Source organism: Mesorhizobium sp. B2-4-3 (assembly GCF_006442815.1).
Lineage (GTDB): Bacteria > Pseudomonadota > Alphaproteobacteria > Rhizobiales > Rhizobiaceae > Mesorhizobium.
The window spans coordinates 209449-226558 of the sequence record NZ_VFVL01000001.1; the positions used below are offsets into that span (position 1 = coordinate 209449).

The 17110-nt window shown below is 62.8% G+C and carries 21 protein-coding genes, 1 tRNA gene and 1 pseudogene; 12 read left to right on the forward strand and 11 right to left on the reverse strand.

Annotation, left to right across the window (positions count from 1 at the left end):
• Positions 1-3 precede the first annotated feature (3 nt).
• Positions 4-573 (reverse strand): (2Fe-2S)-binding protein, encoded by a 570-nt coding sequence (locus FJ956_RS00920; protein ID WP_246672038.1) that lies wholly within the window; start codon positions 571-573, stop codon positions 4-6.
• A gap of 229 nt (positions 574-802) precedes the next feature.
• Between FJ956_RS00920 and FJ956_RS00925 the strand changes: the two genes are divergently transcribed.
• Positions 803-1246, forward strand: a complete 444-nt coding sequence (locus FJ956_RS00925) for a PPC domain-containing DNA-binding protein (RefSeq protein ID WP_140675817.1) — start codon at positions 803-805, stop codon at positions 1244-1246.
• Between the two features lie 9 nt (positions 1247-1255).
• On the opposite strand, the gene FJ956_RS00930 is transcribed toward FJ956_RS00925, so the two are convergent.
• A complete protein-coding gene (locus FJ956_RS00930) occupies positions 1256-1864 on the reverse strand; it encodes a cysteine hydrolase family protein (protein WP_140675820.1) in 609 nt (202 codons plus the stop codon).
• 104 nt (positions 1865-1968) lie between these two features.
• Here FJ956_RS00930 and FJ956_RS00935 point away from each other — a divergent pair, with 104 nt between their 5' ends.
• Positions 1969-2469 (forward strand): GFA family protein, encoded by a 501-nt coding sequence (locus FJ956_RS00935; RefSeq protein ID WP_140675823.1) that lies wholly within the window; start codon positions 1969-1971, stop codon positions 2467-2469.
• Positions 2463-3476: an ATP-dependent DNA ligase gene (locus tag FJ956_RS00940; RefSeq protein WP_140675826.1), complete on the forward strand. Its 1014-nt coding sequence runs from the start codon at positions 2463-2465 to the stop codon at positions 3474-3476. The genes FJ956_RS00935 and FJ956_RS00940 overlap by 7 nt, the downstream gene beginning before the upstream one ends.
• A gap of 31 nt (positions 3477-3507) precedes the next feature.
• On the opposite strand, the pseudogene FJ956_RS00945 reads toward FJ956_RS00940, so the two are convergent.
• Positions 3508-3904 (reverse strand): annotated as a pseudogene (locus tag FJ956_RS00945) (FAD-binding oxidoreductase); the annotation flags it as partial.
• Positions 3905-4373: 469 nt separating this feature from the next.
• Here FJ956_RS00945 and FJ956_RS00955 point away from each other — a divergent pair.
• Both FJ956_RS00955 and FJ956_RS00960 read left to right on the forward strand, forming a co-directional pair.
• Positions 4374-4919, forward strand: coding sequence for a DUF4142 domain-containing protein (locus tag FJ956_RS00955; protein ID WP_140675829.1), 546 nt, complete (start codon positions 4374-4376; stop codon positions 4917-4919).
• 69 nt (positions 4920-4988) lie between these two features.
• The gene (locus FJ956_RS00960) at positions 4989-6776 is read left to right on the forward strand and encodes a thiamine pyrophosphate-requiring protein (protein WP_140675832.1); all 1788 of its coding nucleotides are present in this window, start codon (positions 4989-4991) and stop codon (positions 6774-6776) included.
• Between the two features lie 12 nt (positions 6777-6788).
• Here the strand turns inward: FJ956_RS00960 and FJ956_RS00965 are convergent, their stop codons facing one another.
• Positions 6789-7418 (reverse strand): DUF6766 family protein, encoded by a 630-nt coding sequence (locus FJ956_RS00965; RefSeq protein ID WP_348641048.1) that lies wholly within the window; start codon positions 7416-7418, stop codon positions 6789-6791.
• On the opposite strand from FJ956_RS00965, the gene FJ956_RS30760 reads away from it, so the two are divergent.
• Positions 7332-7511 (forward strand): hypothetical protein, encoded by a 180-nt coding sequence (locus FJ956_RS30760; protein WP_246672041.1) that lies wholly within the window; start codon positions 7332-7334, stop codon positions 7509-7511. The two genes, FJ956_RS00965 and FJ956_RS30760, sit on opposite strands and share 87 nt — an antisense overlap.
• A gap of 626 nt (positions 7512-8137) precedes the next feature.
• On the opposite strand, the gene FJ956_RS00980 is transcribed toward FJ956_RS30760, so the two are convergent.
• Positions 8138-8213, reverse strand: a tRNA-Ile gene (locus tag FJ956_RS00980).
• Positions 8214-8434: 221 nt separating this feature from the next.
• On the opposite strand from FJ956_RS00980, the gene FJ956_RS00985 reads away from it, so the two are divergent.
• Complete coding sequence (locus FJ956_RS00985; RefSeq protein ID WP_140675841.1) at positions 8435-9145, forward strand: SIMPL domain-containing protein; 711 nt, start codon at positions 8435-8437, stop codon at positions 9143-9145.
• Positions 9146-9390: 245 nt separating this feature from the next.
• Here FJ956_RS00985 and FJ956_RS00990 read toward each other — a convergent pair whose 3' ends face one another.
• From FJ956_RS00990 to FJ956_RS30765, 3 genes are all read right to left on the reverse strand, one after another.
• Complete coding sequence (locus FJ956_RS00990; protein WP_140675845.1) at positions 9391-9762, reverse strand: hypothetical protein; 372 nt, start codon at positions 9760-9762, stop codon at positions 9391-9393.
• Positions 9763-10075: 313 nt separating this feature from the next.
• Positions 10076-10522 (reverse strand): YcgN family cysteine cluster protein, encoded by a 447-nt coding sequence (locus FJ956_RS00995; protein WP_140675848.1) that lies wholly within the window; start codon positions 10520-10522, stop codon positions 10076-10078.
• A gap of 141 nt (positions 10523-10663) precedes the next feature.
• The gene (locus FJ956_RS30765; protein ID WP_246672042.1) at positions 10664-11884 is read right to left on the reverse strand and encodes a hypothetical protein; all 1221 of its coding nucleotides are present in this window, start codon (positions 11882-11884) and stop codon (positions 10664-10666) included.
• 102 nt (positions 11885-11986) lie between these two features.
• Between FJ956_RS30765 and FJ956_RS30770 the strand changes: the two genes are divergently transcribed.
• The 3 genes from FJ956_RS30770 (at position 11987) to FJ956_RS01010 (ending at position 13888) form a co-directional block, all read left to right on the forward strand.
• Positions 11987-12928: an OmpA family protein gene (locus FJ956_RS30770; protein WP_246672043.1), complete on the forward strand. Its 942-nt coding sequence runs from the start codon at positions 11987-11989 to the stop codon at positions 12926-12928.
• Positions 12929-13227: 299 nt separating this feature from the next.
• Entirely contained in the window at positions 13228-13743 is a 516-nt protein-coding gene (locus tag FJ956_RS01005) for a TIGR00645 family protein (protein ID WP_140675860.1), read from the forward strand.
• 4 nt (positions 13744-13747) lie between these two features.
• Entirely contained in the window at positions 13748-13888 is a 141-nt protein-coding gene (locus FJ956_RS01010) for a type II toxin-antitoxin system ParD family antitoxin (RefSeq protein ID WP_140675862.1), read from the forward strand.
• On the opposite strand, the gene FJ956_RS01015 is transcribed toward FJ956_RS01010, so the two are convergent.
• A complete protein-coding gene (locus FJ956_RS01015) occupies positions 13882-14748 on the reverse strand; it encodes an NAD(P)-dependent oxidoreductase (protein ID WP_140675864.1) in 867 nt (288 codons plus the stop codon). The genes FJ956_RS01010 and FJ956_RS01015 overlap by 7 nt on opposite strands.
• Before the next feature lie 150 nt (positions 14749-14898).
• Between FJ956_RS01015 and FJ956_RS01020 the strand changes: the two genes are divergently transcribed.
• Entirely contained in the window at positions 14899-15165 is a 267-nt protein-coding gene (locus FJ956_RS01020) for a type II toxin-antitoxin system VapB family antitoxin (RefSeq protein WP_140675865.1), read from the forward strand.
• On the forward strand, positions 15162-15551 hold the full coding sequence (locus FJ956_RS01025; RefSeq protein WP_140675867.1) for a type II toxin-antitoxin system VapC family toxin: 390 nt from the start codon (positions 15162-15164) through the stop codon (positions 15549-15551). Before FJ956_RS01020 ends, FJ956_RS01025 begins: the two co-directional genes overlap by 4 nt.
• 4 nt (positions 15552-15555) lie before the next feature.
• Here the strand turns inward: FJ956_RS01025 and FJ956_RS01030 are convergent, their stop codons facing one another.
• Positions 15556-16203, reverse strand: a complete 648-nt coding sequence (locus FJ956_RS01030) for a helix-turn-helix transcriptional regulator (RefSeq protein WP_181170171.1) — start codon at positions 16201-16203, stop codon at positions 15556-15558.
• 9 nt (positions 16204-16212) lie between these two features.
• A complete protein-coding gene (locus tag FJ956_RS01035) occupies positions 16213-17088 on the reverse strand; it encodes a S1C family serine protease (RefSeq protein ID WP_140675869.1) in 876 nt (291 codons plus the stop codon).
• Positions 17089-17110: the final 22 nt, after the last annotated feature.

Below are 17110 nucleotides of genomic sequence, written 5' to 3' on the forward strand. Positions count from 1 at the left end.
CTCTCAGGCTCCCTTTGTTTCATCACGCGCCTGCATGATCGCGGCGACTATGTTCGGGTAGGCGGCGCAGCGGCAGATATTGCCGCTCATATATTCTCGGATGTCGCCTTCGGATTGCGCGTGGCCTTCGTTCACGCAGCCGATTGCCGACATGATCTGGCCCGGCGTGCAGTAGCCGCACTGGAAGGCATCATGATCGATAAAGGCCTGCTGCATAGGGTGCAGGGCGCCGTCGCTCGAGGCCAGCCCCTCGATGGTCGTCACCTCCTTGCCGCCATTCATCACCGCGAAGCTGAGACAGGAAAGGACGCGCTTGCCGTCGACCAGCACGGTGCATGCGCCACACTGGCCGTGGTCGCATCCCTTCTTCGTGCCGGTCAGCCCGGCATGATCGCGCAGAACGTCGAGCAGGCTCGTTCTAGGGTCGATCGACAATTCGTAGGATTGCTTGTTGATGCGCAGCGATGTGACGACCGGCTGCCTGAGTTCCGCGCCAGAGCCATGGGCAGCCTCCGCTTTCACGGGTGAGCCCAGCAAAGGCACCGCGGCAGCGGCAGAGGCTGTGCCAGTCATGAAGCTTCGTCGGTTGAGGCCAGTCGCGGATAAGGCTGAAGGCTGGGACATGGCTCGCTCCGTCGCTGGCTGATTATTGGCGCTAACCAATGAGCCGAAGCATTGTTCCGAAATCAGGGGCGAAAGGCCCGCCCCCTCACAAAAAGGTGCTTCGCGGCCTCGACATCAAGCGCGGAACAGACAGCTCGATTTCGAGTTCTGCACCGAGACAATTGGAGCGGTGTTGATCATGAAATCGAAGCTGATCGCGGAAACGTCGGGACAAAGGACCTTTGTGGTCGTGCTGGAACCGGGCGAGGAAGCTTTCGCTTGCCTGACGAACTTTGCTGCCGGGCAGGGGATCACCGCGGCGTCGCTGAGCGCAATCGGGGCATTCGAGAAAGCGGTGGTTGGCTGGTTCGATTTTCAGTCGAAATCCTACCGCAGGATTCCTGTCCAGGAGCAGTGCGAGGTGCTAAGCGCTATTGGCGACATCGCTGTCGACGATGGTGGCAAACCCAGTCTGCACGTGCATGCCGTGCTCGGTCTAGGCGACGGGTCGACGCGCGGCGGGCATCTGCTTGAAGGTTTCGTGCAACCCACGCTGGAGGTCACGGTGCTGGAATCGCCCGGCCACCTGCGCCGCAGGAGGCGTTCCGAGCTTGGCATTGCGCTGATCGACCTCGAGGCGTAGCAGCGCCCCTCAATTCCAAGCCGACAGAACGACCTCCATCTCGACCATCTCGACCTGCTGGGCAAACCGTTGATGGTAGACGGTCATCAGCGCGTCGTGAGTTGCGTCCGAAGAGCTGCAAAGCGCATCCGTCACCAGCACGACTCGGTAGCCGATGTCGATCGCGCCAAGAACGGTCGCAAGCACGCAGACATCGGTTTCACCGCCGGTGACCACCAACGTATCGATCCGACGGTTGGCAAGCTCGGCCTGTAGCCTGCCTTCCGGCCAAGGCGAATATATATGCTTGTCGATCACTTGCGCCGGCGGGCAAAAAGCACGCAGATCAGGCAGCAGGTCCACCATCTCCGCGCCTACAGCCTCGATCGTCATCGAGGCCCAGCGCTCGTAATAGCGCCTCCAGGTGCCGGCGCCCTGGCCCGCCTTCCTCGCCGGAATGAACCGGGTGAAGATTGTCTGCTCGGTCTTTCTTCCAACCAGCATGGCAATCCTCGGAAGGACCCGGGTGATCCAGGGGGTTGCCCATTCCGAAGGTGGCGCGAACAGGTTTTGCATGTCGACGCAAAGATGCGCGCAGCGATCGCCAAGCGGCCCATAGGCCAAGCCCGGAGCCGACATCAAAATGCCCGCCCAACTCGGCCCGCGTTGGACGGGATGAAGCGCAAGAGCGCATAGGACAACGAGCGGCAGCGGTGATTGGGGCTCAAGTCCTGATCCTCGGAATGTTGGACAACGCCCAGCTTTGTTGGCTGTTCCCTTCGGAAACCACAGTCCACGAAGCGCGTTCAAGCTGGATGGATGAAACAGAGACTCTCACCAACCCGACCGGCGAACGTTCAGGCGGATGCCTCTGCGGCAAGATCCGTTACCGTGTGACCGGCGACCCACGCGTGCACTACTGTCATTGCGACATGTGCCGCTGCGCGACGGGCAGCGCCTTCGCGGTGTTGGCGTGGTTGCCTGTCTCCGACGTGTCTTGGCTAAGCGAGAAGCCTTGCTTTCGCAGGTCATCGCCTCTTGCCAAACGCGGATTCTGCCAGACATGCGGTTCTCCGCTTACGCTGGCGTATGACGCCGCCGTCAACGAGATCGCACTGCACGTCGGGACCTTCGACAATGCGGCCGAACTCGAGCCGCGATACAATTACGGATCCTCGCAGCGCCTCGGCTGGGTCTGCTGCGGCATCGACCTCCCTCATCGCGAAACGGAAGAGCAATGGTAGCGGCGCGCGCGAACAGCTTTCCCTTGCCCCTGGATACGCCGCCGATGGAAGCGCGAACTGCCGAAGTGTTGCCGAGGGCGAACGGGCCTTGGCAGTACGAGCCGAAATGGGATGGGTTTCGCTGCCTTGCCTTCAAGGGCAAGGACGACGTCGATCTTCGGGCGAAATCCGGCAAGCCGCTCGGCCGTTACTTCCCGGAACTGAAGGCCGTGGTTCAAAGCCTCGACGCCAGGAACTTCGTCGTCGATGGCGAGATCGTGATCGAGATCGACGGACGCGCTTCCTTCGACGCGCTGCAGATGCGGCTTCATCCCGCGGAAAGCCGCATTCGCAAGCTGAGCGTGGAGACCCCGGCGCAATTGATCCTTTTCGATATGCTTGCCGCGCCAGATGGCAGGATCCTCCTCGAGGTGCCCTTGGCGGACCGGCGCCGGGCATTGGAGCAGTTCTTGTCCGGCCACGCAGCCGGATCACTGCGGCTATCGCCGTCGACCACCGACATTGCAATTGCCGAGCAATGGCTGAGGGGCTCGGGCCATGGTTCGACAGACGGTGTCGTCGCCAAGCCGCTCGACGAGCCGTATCGACCCGGCGAACGTGCGATGATCAAGGTCAAACGGCTGCGCACGGCCGACTGCGTGGTCGGCGGCTTTCGCTATCTCAATGGCATACGGCAAGCTGGATCACTGCTGCTTGGCCTCTACAATGACAGCGGGCAGCTCGATCATGTCGGCTTCACCTCGACCATCGCCAATGACGAGCGGGCGGCTCTCACCGCGAGACTCGAGACGTTGCGCGGCGGACCAGGCTTCACCGGCAAGGCGCCGGGCGGCCCGAGCCGCTGGAGCACCGAGCGCAGCGGAAAGTGGGAGCCGGTTAGGCCCGAACTGGTCGTCGAAGTCCGCTTCGACCACGTTACCGGCGATCGCTTCCGGCACGGGACCAGGCTCTTGCGCTGGCGGCCGGATAAGGCGCCGCGCCAGTGTACCTTCGAGCAGATCGAATAGTTTTGATCCGCTCGTGCGATGGCGCTCCAGCTCACATTTTGAAAGCGAAGAGATCTGCGTCCGCGTCCTGTGCGCCGGTGATGGAAGCGGAAACGATCTCGCAGGCAATCTGTGAAAATGTGATCCCGTTCCCGCCATAACCCATTACCGCATGAATGCGCGGATGACCGGGCACGCTGCCAATAATGGGAAGACCGGTGCCGGTGACCCCGAACGAGCCGCTCCAGGCGAAACGCGCCATCGTGTCGAGCATCGGAAAATCCGCGCAAGCTTCTTCTCGAGGCGCTCGATCTTTTCGGGCGTCAAGGCATCGCGCCTTTCCTCGTCGATGAAATCTCCTCACCTCCGCAGACCACGCGCCCGCCAGAGGTGGCACGCAGATAAAGATAGGGGTCGGAGGCCTCCCAGATCATAGCGGCCTGCGGCCAGGCGTGCCGCTCCTAAGATCGAGCTTGCGAGGCATGAGCGTTCCCGGTTTCGCACGATAAGTCGGAACCTGGCTTTGGCGTTCCTTACTCAAGCGCAGATGCCAGCCTGCCGGGAAAAGCGCCAGTGGAACCAACGGCCTTGCGGGGAATTGGTCAACGGAACCTCTCAGCATTTGGAGAACGCCATGGATCCCCGTACCAAGCGATCCGAAAAGCAGGATGAAGCCGAAGCCCCCACCATGATCTGCGCGAGACCGAGGGTGCCTCATCCGAGGAGAATGACGATAATCGCGATCAGGAGAGCGACGAAGCCCTTCCCGACGACGCGGAGGAACGGGTGCTGTCGCGCGATCCTTCCAAGGAAGGCAGCCGTTTCGACGAGATATAGACATCTCGATCAGGGTTATTCGTTTCGAGGGGGAACAAAGCCTGTGATGCCCCGGTTGAGCTAGCATCATAGGAGACAGCCATGACACGCTTGCCTTTGGCTCTTGCCGCCGCCTTTCTCGCCACTTCGGCGTTCGCTCAAACCAACGCGCCTGCTCCATCCACGACGGAAAAGACTGGCGTCAATTCGGTGCTGGGCGTCGCGCCCTCCACACAGGATTTCGTGACGGAAGCGGCGACTAGCGACATGTTCGAAATCGAGTCGAGCAAGCTCGCGCTCGAACGCGCCGACGACGCGACTAAGGCTTTCGCGCAACAGATGGTTACCGATCACGAGAAGACCACATCCGACCTCAAGGGCCTGGTAACCGGCGGGAAGGTCAAAGCAACGCTGCCGACCGCTATGACCGACAAACAGCAGTCGACGCTCAATGATCTCAAGGCACTGCAGGGCGCCGATTTCACCAAGCAGTACCACTCGATCCAGGTCGACGCCCATGAAGACGCCGTCGATCTTTTCAAGCGCTACGGCGACGCCGGTGAGCAGGCGGACCTGAAGGCCTGGGCAGCGGTAACGCTGCCGCATCTCCAGCATCATCTGGACATGGCCAACAGCCTCAACAAGTAAGCTTTCGCCGACTTGAGCCGCCTCGCCGGGGCGGCTCTCGTCTTTTGCCTTTGCGATCGGAGGTCGGTCATGGCCAAAACCGTCGGAGATTTCCTGGTTTCCCGCCTCCACAGCTGGGGCGTGCGCAGGATGTTCGGCTACCCCGGCGACGGCATCAACGGCGTCTTCGGTGCGCTGGGCCGAGCCATGGACAAGATCGAATTCATCCAGGCGCGGCATGAGGAAATGGCCGCTTTCATGGCATCTGCCTATGCCAAGTTCAGCGGTGAGCTTGGCGTCTGCATCGCCACATCCGGGCCAGGCGCCACCCATCTGGTCACCGGCCTCTACGATGCGCGCATGGACCACCAGCCGGTCCTTGCCATCGTCGGCCAGCAGGCACGCGCGGCGATCGGCGGCCACTACCAGCAGGAGGTAGACCTGGCGGCGCTGTTCAAGGATGTTGCCGGCGAATTTGTCCATCAGGCTTCCGTGCCCGCGCAGGTCCGCCATCTCGTCGACCGGGCCGTGCGGATCGCCTTGGCAAAGCGGACCGCCACGGCGCTGATCCTTCCGAACGATCTTCAGGAATTGCCTTATGAGGAGCCGGCGCGCGTCCATGGCACGGTGCATTCCGGCGCCGGCTATCGGCGACCGAAGATTGTTCCCCATCATGACGATCTGAAAGTCGCCGCCGACATCTTGAACGGTGGGGAGCGCGTGGCGCTGCTGGTCGGCGCGGGAGCGCTCGACGCGACCGATCAGGTCATCGCCGTCTCGGACCGGTTGCGCGCCGGCGCCGCCAAGGCGCTTCTCGGCAAGGCGGTGCTGCCCGACGCTTTGCCCTGGGTGACCGGATCGATCGGCCTGCTCGGCACCGAGCCGTCATGGAAGCTGATGCAGGAATGCGACGCGCTGCTGATGATCGGATCTGGCTTTCCCTATTCCGAGTTCCTACCGGAAGAAGGTCAGGCACGCGGCGTGCAGATCGACCTCGACCCTGCGATGATGTCGCTGCGATACCCCATGGATGTCACCCTTGTCGGTGATGCGGCCGAAACGCTCGGCGCCTTGCTGCCGCTGCTCAAGCAGAAAAAGACGCGCGAGTGGCGCGACGAGATCGAGGGAAACGTGGAGGAATGGTGGAAGCTGCTCGGCAAGCGCGCCCACGCCAAGGCCAGTCCCGTCAATCCGCAACTCGTCGCCTGGGAGCTTTCGACCCGGCTGCCGGACGACGTGATCCTCACCAGCGACTCAGGTTCCTGCGCCAACTGGTACGCTCGCGACGTGAAGATCCGGCGCGGCATGATGTGCTCTTTGTCCGGCGGCCTCGCCTCGATGGGCGCCGCCGTTCCGTACGCGATCGCGGCCAAGTTCGCGCATCCCGACCGCCCGGTTGTCGGGCTGGTCGGTGATGGCGCCATGCAGATGAACAACATGGCGGAACTCATTACCGTGCAGAAATACTGGAAGAACTGGGTGGACCCGCGCTTCGTCATCTGTGTCTACAACAACGAGGATCTCAACCAGGTCACCTGGGAACAGCGCGTGATGGAAGGCGATCCGAAATTTGAAGCCTCGCAACGCATTCCCGATGTGCCTTATCACCGCTTCGCGGAACTCATTGGTCTTAAGGGCATCTTCGTCGATCGGCCCGGCGATCTCGGTCAGGCTTGGGACGATGCGTTGTTCTCCGACCGGCCGGTCGTGCTCGAGGTCAAAACCGACCCCGAAGTTCCGCCGCTACCGCCGCACTTCACGCTCAAGCAGGTCAGGAATTTCACCACCGCACTGGCCAAGGGCGACCCCAGCGAGGCGAAGGTCGTCGGCGGTACGGTCAGGCAGGTCTTGAGTTCGGTCCTGCCGGGTGGCGATTAGAAACGGCGCTACTCAATGGCCGGTCTTGTCATGTGGATCGGCGACCGGCTTGCTTTCCGGCGAGCCGCGCTCGCGCAGCCATATGGCCAGCAAAACCAGCACGCCCGTCGACAGGAATTCGCTCTGCCAGTTCTGGAAACTCTCGAACCAGAATTGGCCGGAAGCGAGATGCGCCAACAGGGATTCCCCCGGCTGCCCATGCTGTATCGCCTGGTCGTTCGCATGACGGGTGCTTTGCCAAAGGTGGATCACGAAGGTGAACGCGAAAATCAGCAAGAGGACGAACCCGAGCGAATGAGAGTACGCCCAGAGGACCGCGCCCCCTCGTCTTACCGGCCACGGCGTGTTGGGATCATGCCTATGCGATTTCGGATCTTCGTCCTCGAGTGAGCTCGCGTCCGGGTCCTTCGATTCCGCTGAGCCCCGTTGCACCAGGTAGGCGGTCAGAAAGACATAGGCCCATTTCTCCAGGAACTCGCTTTCCCAGTTCTCGAAGACGCTTTCGAGGAACTCGCCTGATCCCAGGAAGGCGACGAGCGACCGGCTGGAGAGGCCATGCATCAGCCGATCCTGCTGATCGGCAAAGTAGCCGGCGATCGATTGGCCGACGAGGCAGCCGATAAATATGCCGAAGACAGCGATCAGCAGGCCGTTGTCCTTGAGGAACTTCACCATGTCACCCCCATCTGGCGAAAAGAGGCCGACCAGGCCAGGCATGACTATTCCTTCACATAGGCTCCAGGCTGGCGGCCCGCTTTTGGCGCCTTGGCGTCTTTCGAGTGTTCCGAGACGGCGGGCCCGGGGCCGGACGTCTTGTCTGTCGATGGGCTGGGTGTCGGTTGCCGCTGTCCGTCGCTCTGGCGTGTCCGATCTTCCACTTCTCCGACCGGTCGCGTCAGGCCCATGCCGCCGGTTGGCCTCTTGTTGGCTACTGCTTCCTGCGAGAAGTCGTCATTCGGATCCGGTCGGTCCTTGGTTTCGGGCTTTCGTGCGCCGCTTTCATATTCGGTAGGCATCGCTCTTCTCCGTTATCGCTCAACGGAAACATCCCTTTCGGCTCGTTGTTCCGATGGCCAGTCCCTTGACGGTGCTCGCACTGGAAACAAGGGGAGTAATTTCTGAATGGACGACGGGAACATCCGGGCATGACCGCTGTTGTTTCCGACAGGAGGCAATTCGAGAGAAATTCGAGGAGCGCCATCCAATCGGCACCGCCGCTCGCATCTGCTACGCCCTTGGCTTCTGGCTCGGCAATCGGCACTAACGAAGGAAGGCGTCTGGGCTCGAGTTTTTGGGGCGCGGGCAAAGCACGGGCAAGCCGGGGGCAAAGCCGCGTTTTTTTGCAATCGAATCAACGGTTATGGTGGGCCCGGAGGGACTCGAACCCCCAACCAAGCGGTTATGAGCCGCCGGCTCTAACCATTGAGCTACAGGCCCCACGCGGGCTGGCTTAGTGTTTTTCGCTCGTCCGCACAAGGCTTTCGAAAGCTCTGGCGGGAACCGTCAAAATCAGCCCATATTCGCTGCGTAGAGCGGCTTGCGCCCATAAGGCGCGTGAACAGGTCCAGGCCCACGCACCGCATCGCAGGGAATCGGCGCCTTTGCGGGTCGAGTGAGATGCGGCACGGGCGGCGGACCGCAGACTTCGAGGAGTTTTCATGACCAGACATCTTTTGCCCATCGCGCTCGCTGCAGCGGTCGCGTTCCCGGCGCTGGCAAGCGCCGCCGATACCCAGCCCCCGCCCCGCATCATCGTGTCCGGCGAAGGCGAAGCGACGGTGGCGCCTGACATGGCGATCCTTTCGCTCAGCGTCATGCGCGAGGCAAAGAGCGCGCGCGAAGCGCTCGATGCCAACAACGACGCCATGGCGGCGGTGATCGCGGCGATGAAATCCGCAGGCATTGCCGACCGCGACCTGCAGACCGCCGGCATCCAGATCAACCCGCGCTACAACTACACCAACAAGGCCGACGGCAGCCAGGAAGCCCAACTCGTCGCCTATCAGGTGACCAACACGCTGTCGGTGCGCGTGCGCAACGTCGACAAGACGGGCGAGATTCTGGACAAGGCGGTGTCGCTCGGCGTCAACCAGGGTGGCGGCATCGCCTTCACCAATGACGATCCGAAGGCGACGATCACCGAGGCGCGCAAGAAGGCCGTCGCCGACGCGATGGCCAAGGCAAAGACGCTCGCCGAAGCGGCCGGCGTCAGCCTGGGCAAGGTGCTCGAGATCACCGACCAGAATATCGCGCCGGTGCCGATGCCGATGGCGGCCAAGTCGTTCGATGCGGCCCGTTCGGCCGTGCCGGTGCAGGCGGGCGAGAATTCCTACAACGTCCAGGTCACGGTCACCTTCGAGCTGAAGTGACGCCCGGCCCAGTCGCGGGCATGCCGTTAACAAAAGCCCCGGAGGAATCATCCTCCGGGGCTTTTTGGAGCCGCGCCTCATTTGAGGGGCTCCGCTACTCAAGATTGATCTTCGCAGAAGATCATATCTGATAGCTGATCCTCGAAGAGGATCGTCCTTTCAGCTCATCCATGCTTTGGGATTGATCTTCGCAGAAGATCAATCCCGCAGGCGATCCTCACTGAGGATCATATCAAGCTCCAGTCTCAGCGATAGATGATCGGGCAGCCGCGCTCGTTGGCGAACACCACCACGACACGGTCGCCATACTGGCGGCCGGCCACCTTCACGGTACGGCGGCTCATGTCGACGATGCGCGCGCGATGCAGACCCATGCGCTCGGCCTTGTCGAGGGCGCGGTCCGGCGAGCAACCGCGCCAGTCGCGGTCACGGTCACGGTCACGGTCACGGCGCCAGTCGCGGCGATAGCCGTCATCGTCGCCCGTATAGATGCCGAAACGCGGGTCGTGCCTGTCCCCGAAACCGAGATAGAGGCTGTCCGCATGCGCCGGGATGGCGGCCAAAGCGCCAAGCCCGACAAGGGCCGAAAGGGCTGCCGTCTTGATCGTGTTGAACATCGTCTTCTCTCCTTGTTGTGGGCTTTCGCCCGTAGAACCGATGATTGGAAAATGCCATTTTGTGTCTGAACTTTCCGCGAACCAACCATTCATGTCCGGTTCATGTAGCGCGAACCCGCCAGGGGTTCGTCGCTCGCAGTGCTCAAACGCGAACCTCATCACGGTTCGTCCTTAAACACGGACCCTTCAGCGTTGGTCATCAATATACGTTGCGAACCGGTTACGGTTCGTCATCAAAACGCGAGCCCGTCAGGGCTCGTCGCTCGTCCTAAAAACGCGAACCCGCAGGGTTCGTCATCCAGATGCGAGCTCGTTACGGTTCGTCGTCCAGTATGTAATCAAAGTAGTCGTCGGGCTCGGCCAGATCGGTTTCCTTGACCTTCACACGGCCCTGGATTGAGATGCCGGCCTCGTGCACGGTCTCAGCGCTTCCCGAAACAAGCCTGTGCCACCAATAGAGATCATGGCCCTCGGCGATAAGCCGGTAGGCGCAGGTCTTTGGCAGCCAGGTGATGGTGCGCACATTCTGCGGCGTCAGGCCGACGCAATCGGGCACCCGCGCCAGGCGGTTGGCATAGTCGGAGCAACGGCAGTTCTGCGCGTCGAACAGCCTGCAGCCGACGCTCGTCCAGAAGATCTCGCCGGTATCCTCGTCCTCGAGCTTCGACAGGCAGCATTTGCCGCAGCCGTCGCAAAGCGATTCCCATTCGGCCGGGGTCATCGCCTCAAGCGTCTTGGTTTTCCAAAATGGCGCTGTCATTCGGCTGGATTTGGCCCTCCGCGGCCTTCCGGTCAAGCACTCCTGTCACGCTGACCCGGTATCAACATTAGAAAAACACGAAATTGCCTTCAAAAGGCCGGCCAGGCATCCTTGGCTGGCGCCAATGCCTGACGGAACCAACTATGGTTGATGAAAGTTTGGGCAGGGATGGGACCCCATTAGGAGAAAATCGATATGAAACGCCAACCACGGATTCTGGCGGGCACAGCAATCGGCCTGCTTATGGCATCCGCGCCGTTGGGCGCGTACCCGCTGCAGGGGGGCGTCGCTTCTGGCAGCCTGCACGGCGCGCCACTCATTCTCGCGCAGGCCGCCTGCGCCGAAGGCCAGTCGGCCGAGGAATGCGCCCAGGCCGGTGGCGGCCAACAGGGGGAACAGCCGCGGAAAAGGAAGCGCGAACAGCAGCAGCAAAGCGAATCGGCGCCGGCTGAACAAGCAGCACCCGCCGAGTCCGAGCAACAGCCACGCAAGAAACGGCACGAGCAGCAGCAGATGGATAATGGCCAGTCCGGGGAAGCTGCCCCGGCCGAGCAGCAATTCAAACCGCGCAAGAAGCGCGACCAACAGCAGCAGATCGAAGCGGCGCCGGCCGACCAGCAGCCCGCTGAACAGGTCGCGCCTGCCGCCGGCGACCAGCAGCAAGGCAACCAGGGTCGCAAGAAGCGCAAGCACGATCAGCAGCAGAGCGAGCCGGCCGGTCAGGCCGGCGAGCAGGCGGCACCGACCGAACAGACCGCCCCCGCCAACGACAACCAGCAAGGCGGCAACCAGGGTCGCAAGAAGCACCGGCAGAACCAGCAGAACGAGACCGCTCCGGCCGGACAGACCCCGGCGAACGAGCCGACCCAGAAGACCGCGCCGGCAGGCGAACCCGTGCCGCAGGCCGAGCCGCTGCAGAATGGCGAGCAGCCGGTCCAGGGCGAACAGACCCAGGACAAGAAGAAGCGCGGCAAGAAACCGAACGCGGAACAGCCGGCGACGGGTGAACAGCCCGCGACAGGCGAACAACCCACCACGGGCGAACAGCCAAAGACCGGAGAGCAGACAAAGATCGGCCGCAAGCCCGTGACCGGCGAGCAGCAACCCGCGACCGGCGAACAGCCAGCCAATGGCAATCAGCCCGCGAACAACAACCAACCGGCCACCGGTGGCAACGCCGCGCAGGGCGAAACCGCCAATCCGAACGAGGCACCTGTCCTGGACAGCCAGAAAGATGCCGTGCGCAAGCGCCGGGGTCGCAATGATAACGGCCAGAACGGCGGTGCCCAGACCGGTGGCGCTCAAACCGAAAATGGCCAGGCGGGCAATGGCCAGAACGCCAATCAAGCCGGGCAGCAGCAAGGCGGCGAGCAGGCGCAGAGGCCGGCTCCGGTCGACCTGGGTCCGCCGCCCACCGACGACAAGTCGGCGCAGCAGGCGATCAAGCCCGAAAAGATCGCCCCAGTGGACCAGGAGAAAGGCAAGCGGATCGAGCTTACGCCCGACCAGATTGTCCGCGAGCGTCGCCGGCCGCAGGGCACGGACGTCGTGAAGCAGCTCGGCGACCGCGTCATCCTCCAGTTCAACAACCAGACCTTCGTGGAAAGCAACGAGGCGCCCCGCATCACCCGCGGCGCCAGGGATGTTTACTACGAGGATCTTTCAGGCGGCCGCACCCGCGAAATCGTGGAGCGCGACAACGGCGTCAGGATCATCACCGTCCGCAACCGTAATGGCGACGTCATCCGGCGATCGCGCATTACATCGGATGGCCGCGAATATGTGCTGAGCTATGTCGACGAGCGCTACTATAACGATGTCGACGAGTGGCGCGATCCCGGCGACGACCTGCCACCGATGCGGCTCGACATCCCGCGCCGGGACTACATCCTCGATTCCGAGGATGTCGAGAGCGACGACGACTACTACACCTTCCTCGAGCAGCCGCCGGTGGAAAAGGTGCAGCGTCTCTACTCGATCGACGAGGTCAAGCGATCGGCCCGCGTGCGCGACATCGCCCGGCGTATCGATCTCGACACGCTGAACTTCGACTTCGGCTCGGCCACCATTTCCGACACCGAGGTGCAGAAGCTCGATGGCGTCGCCAACGCTATCGAAAAACTGCTCAAGAAGAACCCGGCCGAGACCTTCCTGATCGAAGGCCACACCGACGCCGTCGGCACGCCGGATGCGAACCTCGCGCTGTCGGACCGTCGCGCCGAGGCGGTCGCCGAGGCGCTCACCAACGCCTTCGGCATCCCGGCCGAGAACCTCACCACGCAGGGTTATGGCGAGGAATATCTCAAGGTGAACACGCCTGGACCGAACCGCGAGAACCGGCGTGTCGCCATCCGCCGCATCACCTCGCTGGTGGCGCCGGTGGCGAGCAACAGCGACCAGCAATGAGCGTGTGATTCCAAAGGCCTGACAAGGTTTTTCGAATCAGCCCAAGAGACAAGGCCCGTCCGTTTCCGGACGGGCCTTTCTTTTCCTGGCTCAAGAAGAATTGTCCTGCCTCACCCGCCCTGCTCATTGAATCGCCGCATTGCGACACCCAGATTCCGTCAGGGCGTTCCCTGCCCTGTCCCGACTCCAGCGGGACATACTGAGCCCCGCCGGGTCCCCTCCCCGGCGGGGTTTTTTGTCTTGAAAGCCGGCCCTATCTGGCCGAAATACCCTCTATCGCAATTTGACCGGAAGCCTTCATGAAGCGTCTCGAACTCGCCATCGAATCCGTCATCCTGGCCTCGCGCTGGCTGCTGGTGGTCTTCTATCTGGGGCTCGGCGTGGCGCTGGCGATCTACGCGCTTTCTTTCGGCAAGAAGCTTTATGAGTTCGTGATGAGCGCCTTCACGCTCGGCGACACCGACACGATCCTGAAGATGTTGGGCTTGATCGACGCCGCGCTTGTCGCCTCGCTGGTGGTGATGGTGATCATCTCGGGCTACGAGAACTTCGTCAGCCGCTTCGACGAGCAGGACGGCGAGGTCCATTGGCTGGGCACGATCGATGTCGGCTCGCTGAAGGTCAAGGTCGCCTCGACCATCGTCGCGATCTCCTCCATCCACCTTTTGCAGGTCTTTCTCAACCACGCTTCCTACACGACGGAGCAACTGATGTGGCTGACCATCATGCACTTGGCTTTCGTGCTTTCGGCACTGATGCTGGCCTATATCGACCGGGTAATGGCGTTGGCGAAACGCAAGAAGGCCGCGGAGTGACGCTATGGAAGAACCTGAAGACCATTCGAAGCTCGAACGGCTTCGCAAGGCAATCGACGAGGGTGACCGATCCGGGGATCCGGAGCCGTTTGACTTCGAGCGCTTCATCGAGATGAAGCGACGCTCGCTCGATTTCCGTCAGTAGAGATTCCGTATCTCGGTATCCGTGCGGTCGAACACCTCGTCCGGCACGAAGAAATCGCCGGCAAGCGCCCCCTTGGCGCCCGGTGCATAGATCGAGAAATCGGTCACGCCTTCGGCGCGCAGAACCTCTTCGTCAATGTAGAAATTGCCGGTCGCTTCGCGCGACGGGCGAAGGAAGATCGCGTGCGCGGCGTCGGCCATGATGTCGGGCGAGCGGCTCATCGCGGCGACTGTTGCGCCGCCCAGAAGATTGCGCACGGCCGCGGTATCAATGGTGGAGATCGGCCATAGCGAATTGACCGCGATGCCGGCTCCGGCGAACTCCGCGCTCACGCCAAGCGTGCACATCGACATGCCGAACTTGGCCATCGTGTAGGCGACGTGGTTCTTGAACCACTTGGCTTTCATGTCGAGCGGCGGCGCCAGATTCAGGATGTGAGGATTCTCTGCCAACTTAAGGTGGGGAATGCACATCTTGGAGACCAGGAACGTGCCGCGCGTATTGATCTGGTGCATCAGATCGTAGCGTTTCATGTCGGTCTCCAGCGTGCCGGTAAGCTGGATGGCGCTGGCATTGTTGACGCAGATGTCGATGCCGCCGAACCGCTCGACGGTTCTTGCCACCGCATCGGCGACCTGCGCCTCGTCGCGAATGTCGCACAGCACCGGCAGCGCCTTGCCGCCTGCCTGTTCGATCTCCTCGGCGGCACTATAGATCGTGCCCGGCAGTTTGGGATGCGGCTCGGCGGTCTTGGCCGCGATCGTCACATTGGCGCCGTCGCGCGCCGCGCGCAACGCGATCGCCAGCCCGATGCCGCGCGATCCGCCCGAGATGAACAGCGTCTTTCCGTTGAGCGACATCTTTCGCCTCCTTGTCATTCGTCGGTGCGATCCTTGCCTGCGCCGACCTGCAGACACAAGGGCGCGCGCGTGTGGTCCGTGATGACGCTGCGGAGCCTTGCCGAGCCTTGCGAAGAGATATATATTATAGACAAAAGTGTAGAACACATAGTGGCCCTGTCGATCAAGAATATGGAAGTCGAGCAATTGGCACGCGAGCTTGCCCGCCGCCGTCGCGTGTCCGTAACGGAGGCGATCCGCCAGTCCCTCGAGCGCGAAGTTGCGCGCGAGCGGCTTGTGCCTCGCGACGAAAGCAGCGACCTTTTTCAACGTCTGATGGCGATTTCGGACAGCGGCGCGCAGATCCCGAGGCGGGAAAATGCGATGACCGAGGATGAAATCCTCGGTTACGACAATCTTGGAATCCCGACGCGATGATCATCGATTCATCGGCCCTGGTCGCGATCCTCCGCGCCGAGCCGGGTCATGATCGTTTCGTGCGGGCGATTGCGGATGCCACAAGGCGATTGATCGCAGCGCCCACCCTTCTCGAAACGAGCATGGTGCTCGCCGGTGGGTGGCAGGATGAAATCCTGGAGCCGTTCGACGCCTTCCTGCGTACGGCATCGATCGAGACGATCGCCTTCACCGCCGACCACGCCGCCGTCGCGCGCCACGCTTTCCTGCGCTACGGCAAGGGTCGTCATCCCGCAGCGTTGAACTTTGGCGACTGCATCGCTTACGCCACCGCCCGGCTCGAAGCGATGCCGCTGCTGTTCAAGGGGGACGATTTTCGGCTCACCGATATCGAACCCGCTATTTGAGGCGTCAGACCAGCACCAGCCCCTGCCGCATGGCGATGGCGATGGCGTCTGTCCGGTTGGCGGCGCCGAGCTTGATCAGGATGGCGGCGACGTGGAACTTCGCCGTGTGGACGGAAATGTTGAGCCGCCGGGCGATGATCTTGTTCGGCGCGCCTTCGGCCAGCAGCGCCAGCACTTCAGCTTCGCGCGGCGACAAAGCCGGGCGAGGCTGGTTGTCGTCAGGCGTCTCTTCCCCGGCAAGCTCGTCATCGTGGAAATCGCCATGCGCGACCTCCGACGGCGGCGCCTTGCCGACGCGGTAGCCTGACGCCGCCAATCGTGCAGCGGCGGCGATCAGCAGGCCATCTGCGGAGACAGGCAGCACGGCCAGCACATTGTCCGCCGCCCGCTCGCTGCCCGCACGCCGCGAAAGCAGGACGATGGGCGTGGCCGAACTGACGACGCGGCTTTCCAGGCCGGCCTCATCGGCAATGGCGACATCCGCCATTTGGCCGAGGCCGCTTCCAGCCAAGGCCGGCGCCAGATCGTCGCTCGCGGCCAGCGCATCGGCAAGTTGCTCGGCGCGCTGGGCATCGCCGAGCGCGACCAGCACCGTCAGCCGGTGAGTTGCCGGCTCCGGTCTCGCGATCGCTTGTGCTGCGCTGTTTGCCAATAGACCCTCTTAGCTCAGCGGTTTCTCGCCGATGGTGATCGACACGTCGCGCTCCGCGCCGCCGCTCGAAACGCCTAGAGTCACGGTGGTGCCCGCGCTGTCCGGCCCGAGCTTGCGGATAAGCTCGCGCGGACCATGCACCGCCTCGCCGTTCCAGGCGACGATGATGTCGCCGACATGCAGGCCGGCGGCCTTGGCCGGGCCGTTATCGTCGAGGCTCATCACCATGGCGCCCTTCGTGTCGCCATTGCGGATCGGATGCAGCCCGGCGCCGAGATAGCCGCGCGCGACATGACCCTTCTCGCGCAGCGTCGCGACCGCGCGCTCGATGGTCTCGTAAGGCATGACCAGCGCCCGCCGGCGCGGTCCGAACAAGAGCATGCCGATCACGCCGCCCTTGGCGTCGAGCACCGGCCCGCCCTCGAAGCGTCCGCCGGTGTTGATGGCAAGGTTGATGCGCCGATCGATCGTGCCGCCGCGCATCGAGCGCCAGGCCGGCCCGACCTCGCCGACGGTGCCGAACACCGCAAGCGCGGCGCCATCGCTGTTGCCGGCCGCAATCGCGATGTGGCCGGGACGCACGGCGCCGGCCTGAGCCAGTTGCGGGAGACCGGCGGAAGCGGAAGCCGGCTTCAGCAGGGCAACGCCCGTCGAAGGATCGCGCCCGACAAGCTCGGCCTTGACGAACTCGCCGGAAGCCAGCGTCAATTCGATCTCCTCGCCGGCTTCGACCGCCTCCTCGGCAGTGACGAAGAAACCGTCGCGCCAGTGGAAGGCGCTCGCGGTGCGGTGATGGTGCGTGACGAAACTCGCCACCGCGGGGGCAGCGGTGGCCGCGACGTCGGCAATCGCGTCGGAAAAGGCACTGAGGTTGAAGTCGCTCATAAGACTGTCTCCTGGGTTGGCT

What these genes read in the sequence shown, in the direction of transcription:
- FJ956_RS00920 (WP_246672038.1), bottom strand. Translation starts at nt 573, where the DNA reads ATGACTGGCACAGCCTCTGCCGCTGCCGCGGTGCCTTTGCTGGGCTCA.
- FJ956_RS00925 (WP_140675817.1), top strand. Translation starts at nt 803, where the DNA reads ATGAAATCGAAGCTGATCGCGGAAACGTCGGGACAAAGGACCTTTGTG.
- FJ956_RS00930 (WP_140675820.1), bottom strand. Translation starts at nt 1,864, where the DNA reads ATGTCGGCTCCGGGCTTGGCCTATGGGCCGCTTGGCGATCGCTGCGCG.
- FJ956_RS00935 (WP_140675823.1), top strand. Translation starts at nt 1,969, where the DNA reads ATGTTGGACAACGCCCAGCTTTGTTGGCTGTTCCCTTCGGAAACCACA.
- FJ956_RS00940 (WP_140675826.1), top strand. Translation starts at nt 2,463, where the DNA reads ATGGTAGCGGCGCGCGCGAACAGCTTTCCCTTGCCCCTGGATACGCCG.
- FJ956_RS00955 (WP_140675829.1), top strand. Translation starts at nt 4,374, where the DNA reads ATGACACGCTTGCCTTTGGCTCTTGCCGCCGCCTTTCTCGCCACTTCG.
- FJ956_RS00960 (WP_140675832.1), top strand. Translation starts at nt 4,989, where the DNA reads ATGGCCAAAACCGTCGGAGATTTCCTGGTTTCCCGCCTCCACAGCTGG.
- FJ956_RS30760 (WP_246672041.1), top strand. Translation starts at nt 7,332, where the DNA reads ATGCATCAGCCGATCCTGCTGATCGGCAAAGTAGCCGGCGATCGATTG.
- FJ956_RS00985 (WP_140675841.1), top strand. Translation starts at nt 8,435, where the DNA reads ATGACCAGACATCTTTTGCCCATCGCGCTCGCTGCAGCGGTCGCGTTC.
- FJ956_RS00990 (WP_140675845.1), bottom strand. Translation starts at nt 9,762, where the DNA reads ATGTTCAACACGATCAAGACGGCAGCCCTTTCGGCCCTTGTCGGGCTT.
- FJ956_RS00995 (WP_140675848.1), bottom strand. Translation starts at nt 10,522, where the DNA reads ATGACAGCGCCATTTTGGAAAACCAAGACGCTTGAGGCGATGACCCCG.
- FJ956_RS01005 (WP_140675860.1), top strand. Translation starts at nt 13,228, where the DNA reads ATGAAGCGTCTCGAACTCGCCATCGAATCCGTCATCCTGGCCTCGCGC.
- FJ956_RS01010 (WP_140675862.1), top strand. Translation starts at nt 13,748, where the DNA reads ATGGAAGAACCTGAAGACCATTCGAAGCTCGAACGGCTTCGCAAGGCA.
- FJ956_RS01015 (WP_140675864.1), bottom strand. Translation starts at nt 14,748, where the DNA reads ATGTCGCTCAACGGAAAGACGCTGTTCATCTCGGGCGGATCGCGCGGC.
- FJ956_RS01025 (WP_140675867.1), top strand. Translation starts at nt 15,162, where the DNA reads ATGATCATCGATTCATCGGCCCTGGTCGCGATCCTCCGCGCCGAGCCG.
- FJ956_RS01035 (WP_140675869.1), bottom strand. Translation starts at nt 17,088, where the DNA reads ATGAGCGACTTCAACCTCAGTGCCTTTTCCGACGCGATTGCCGACGTC.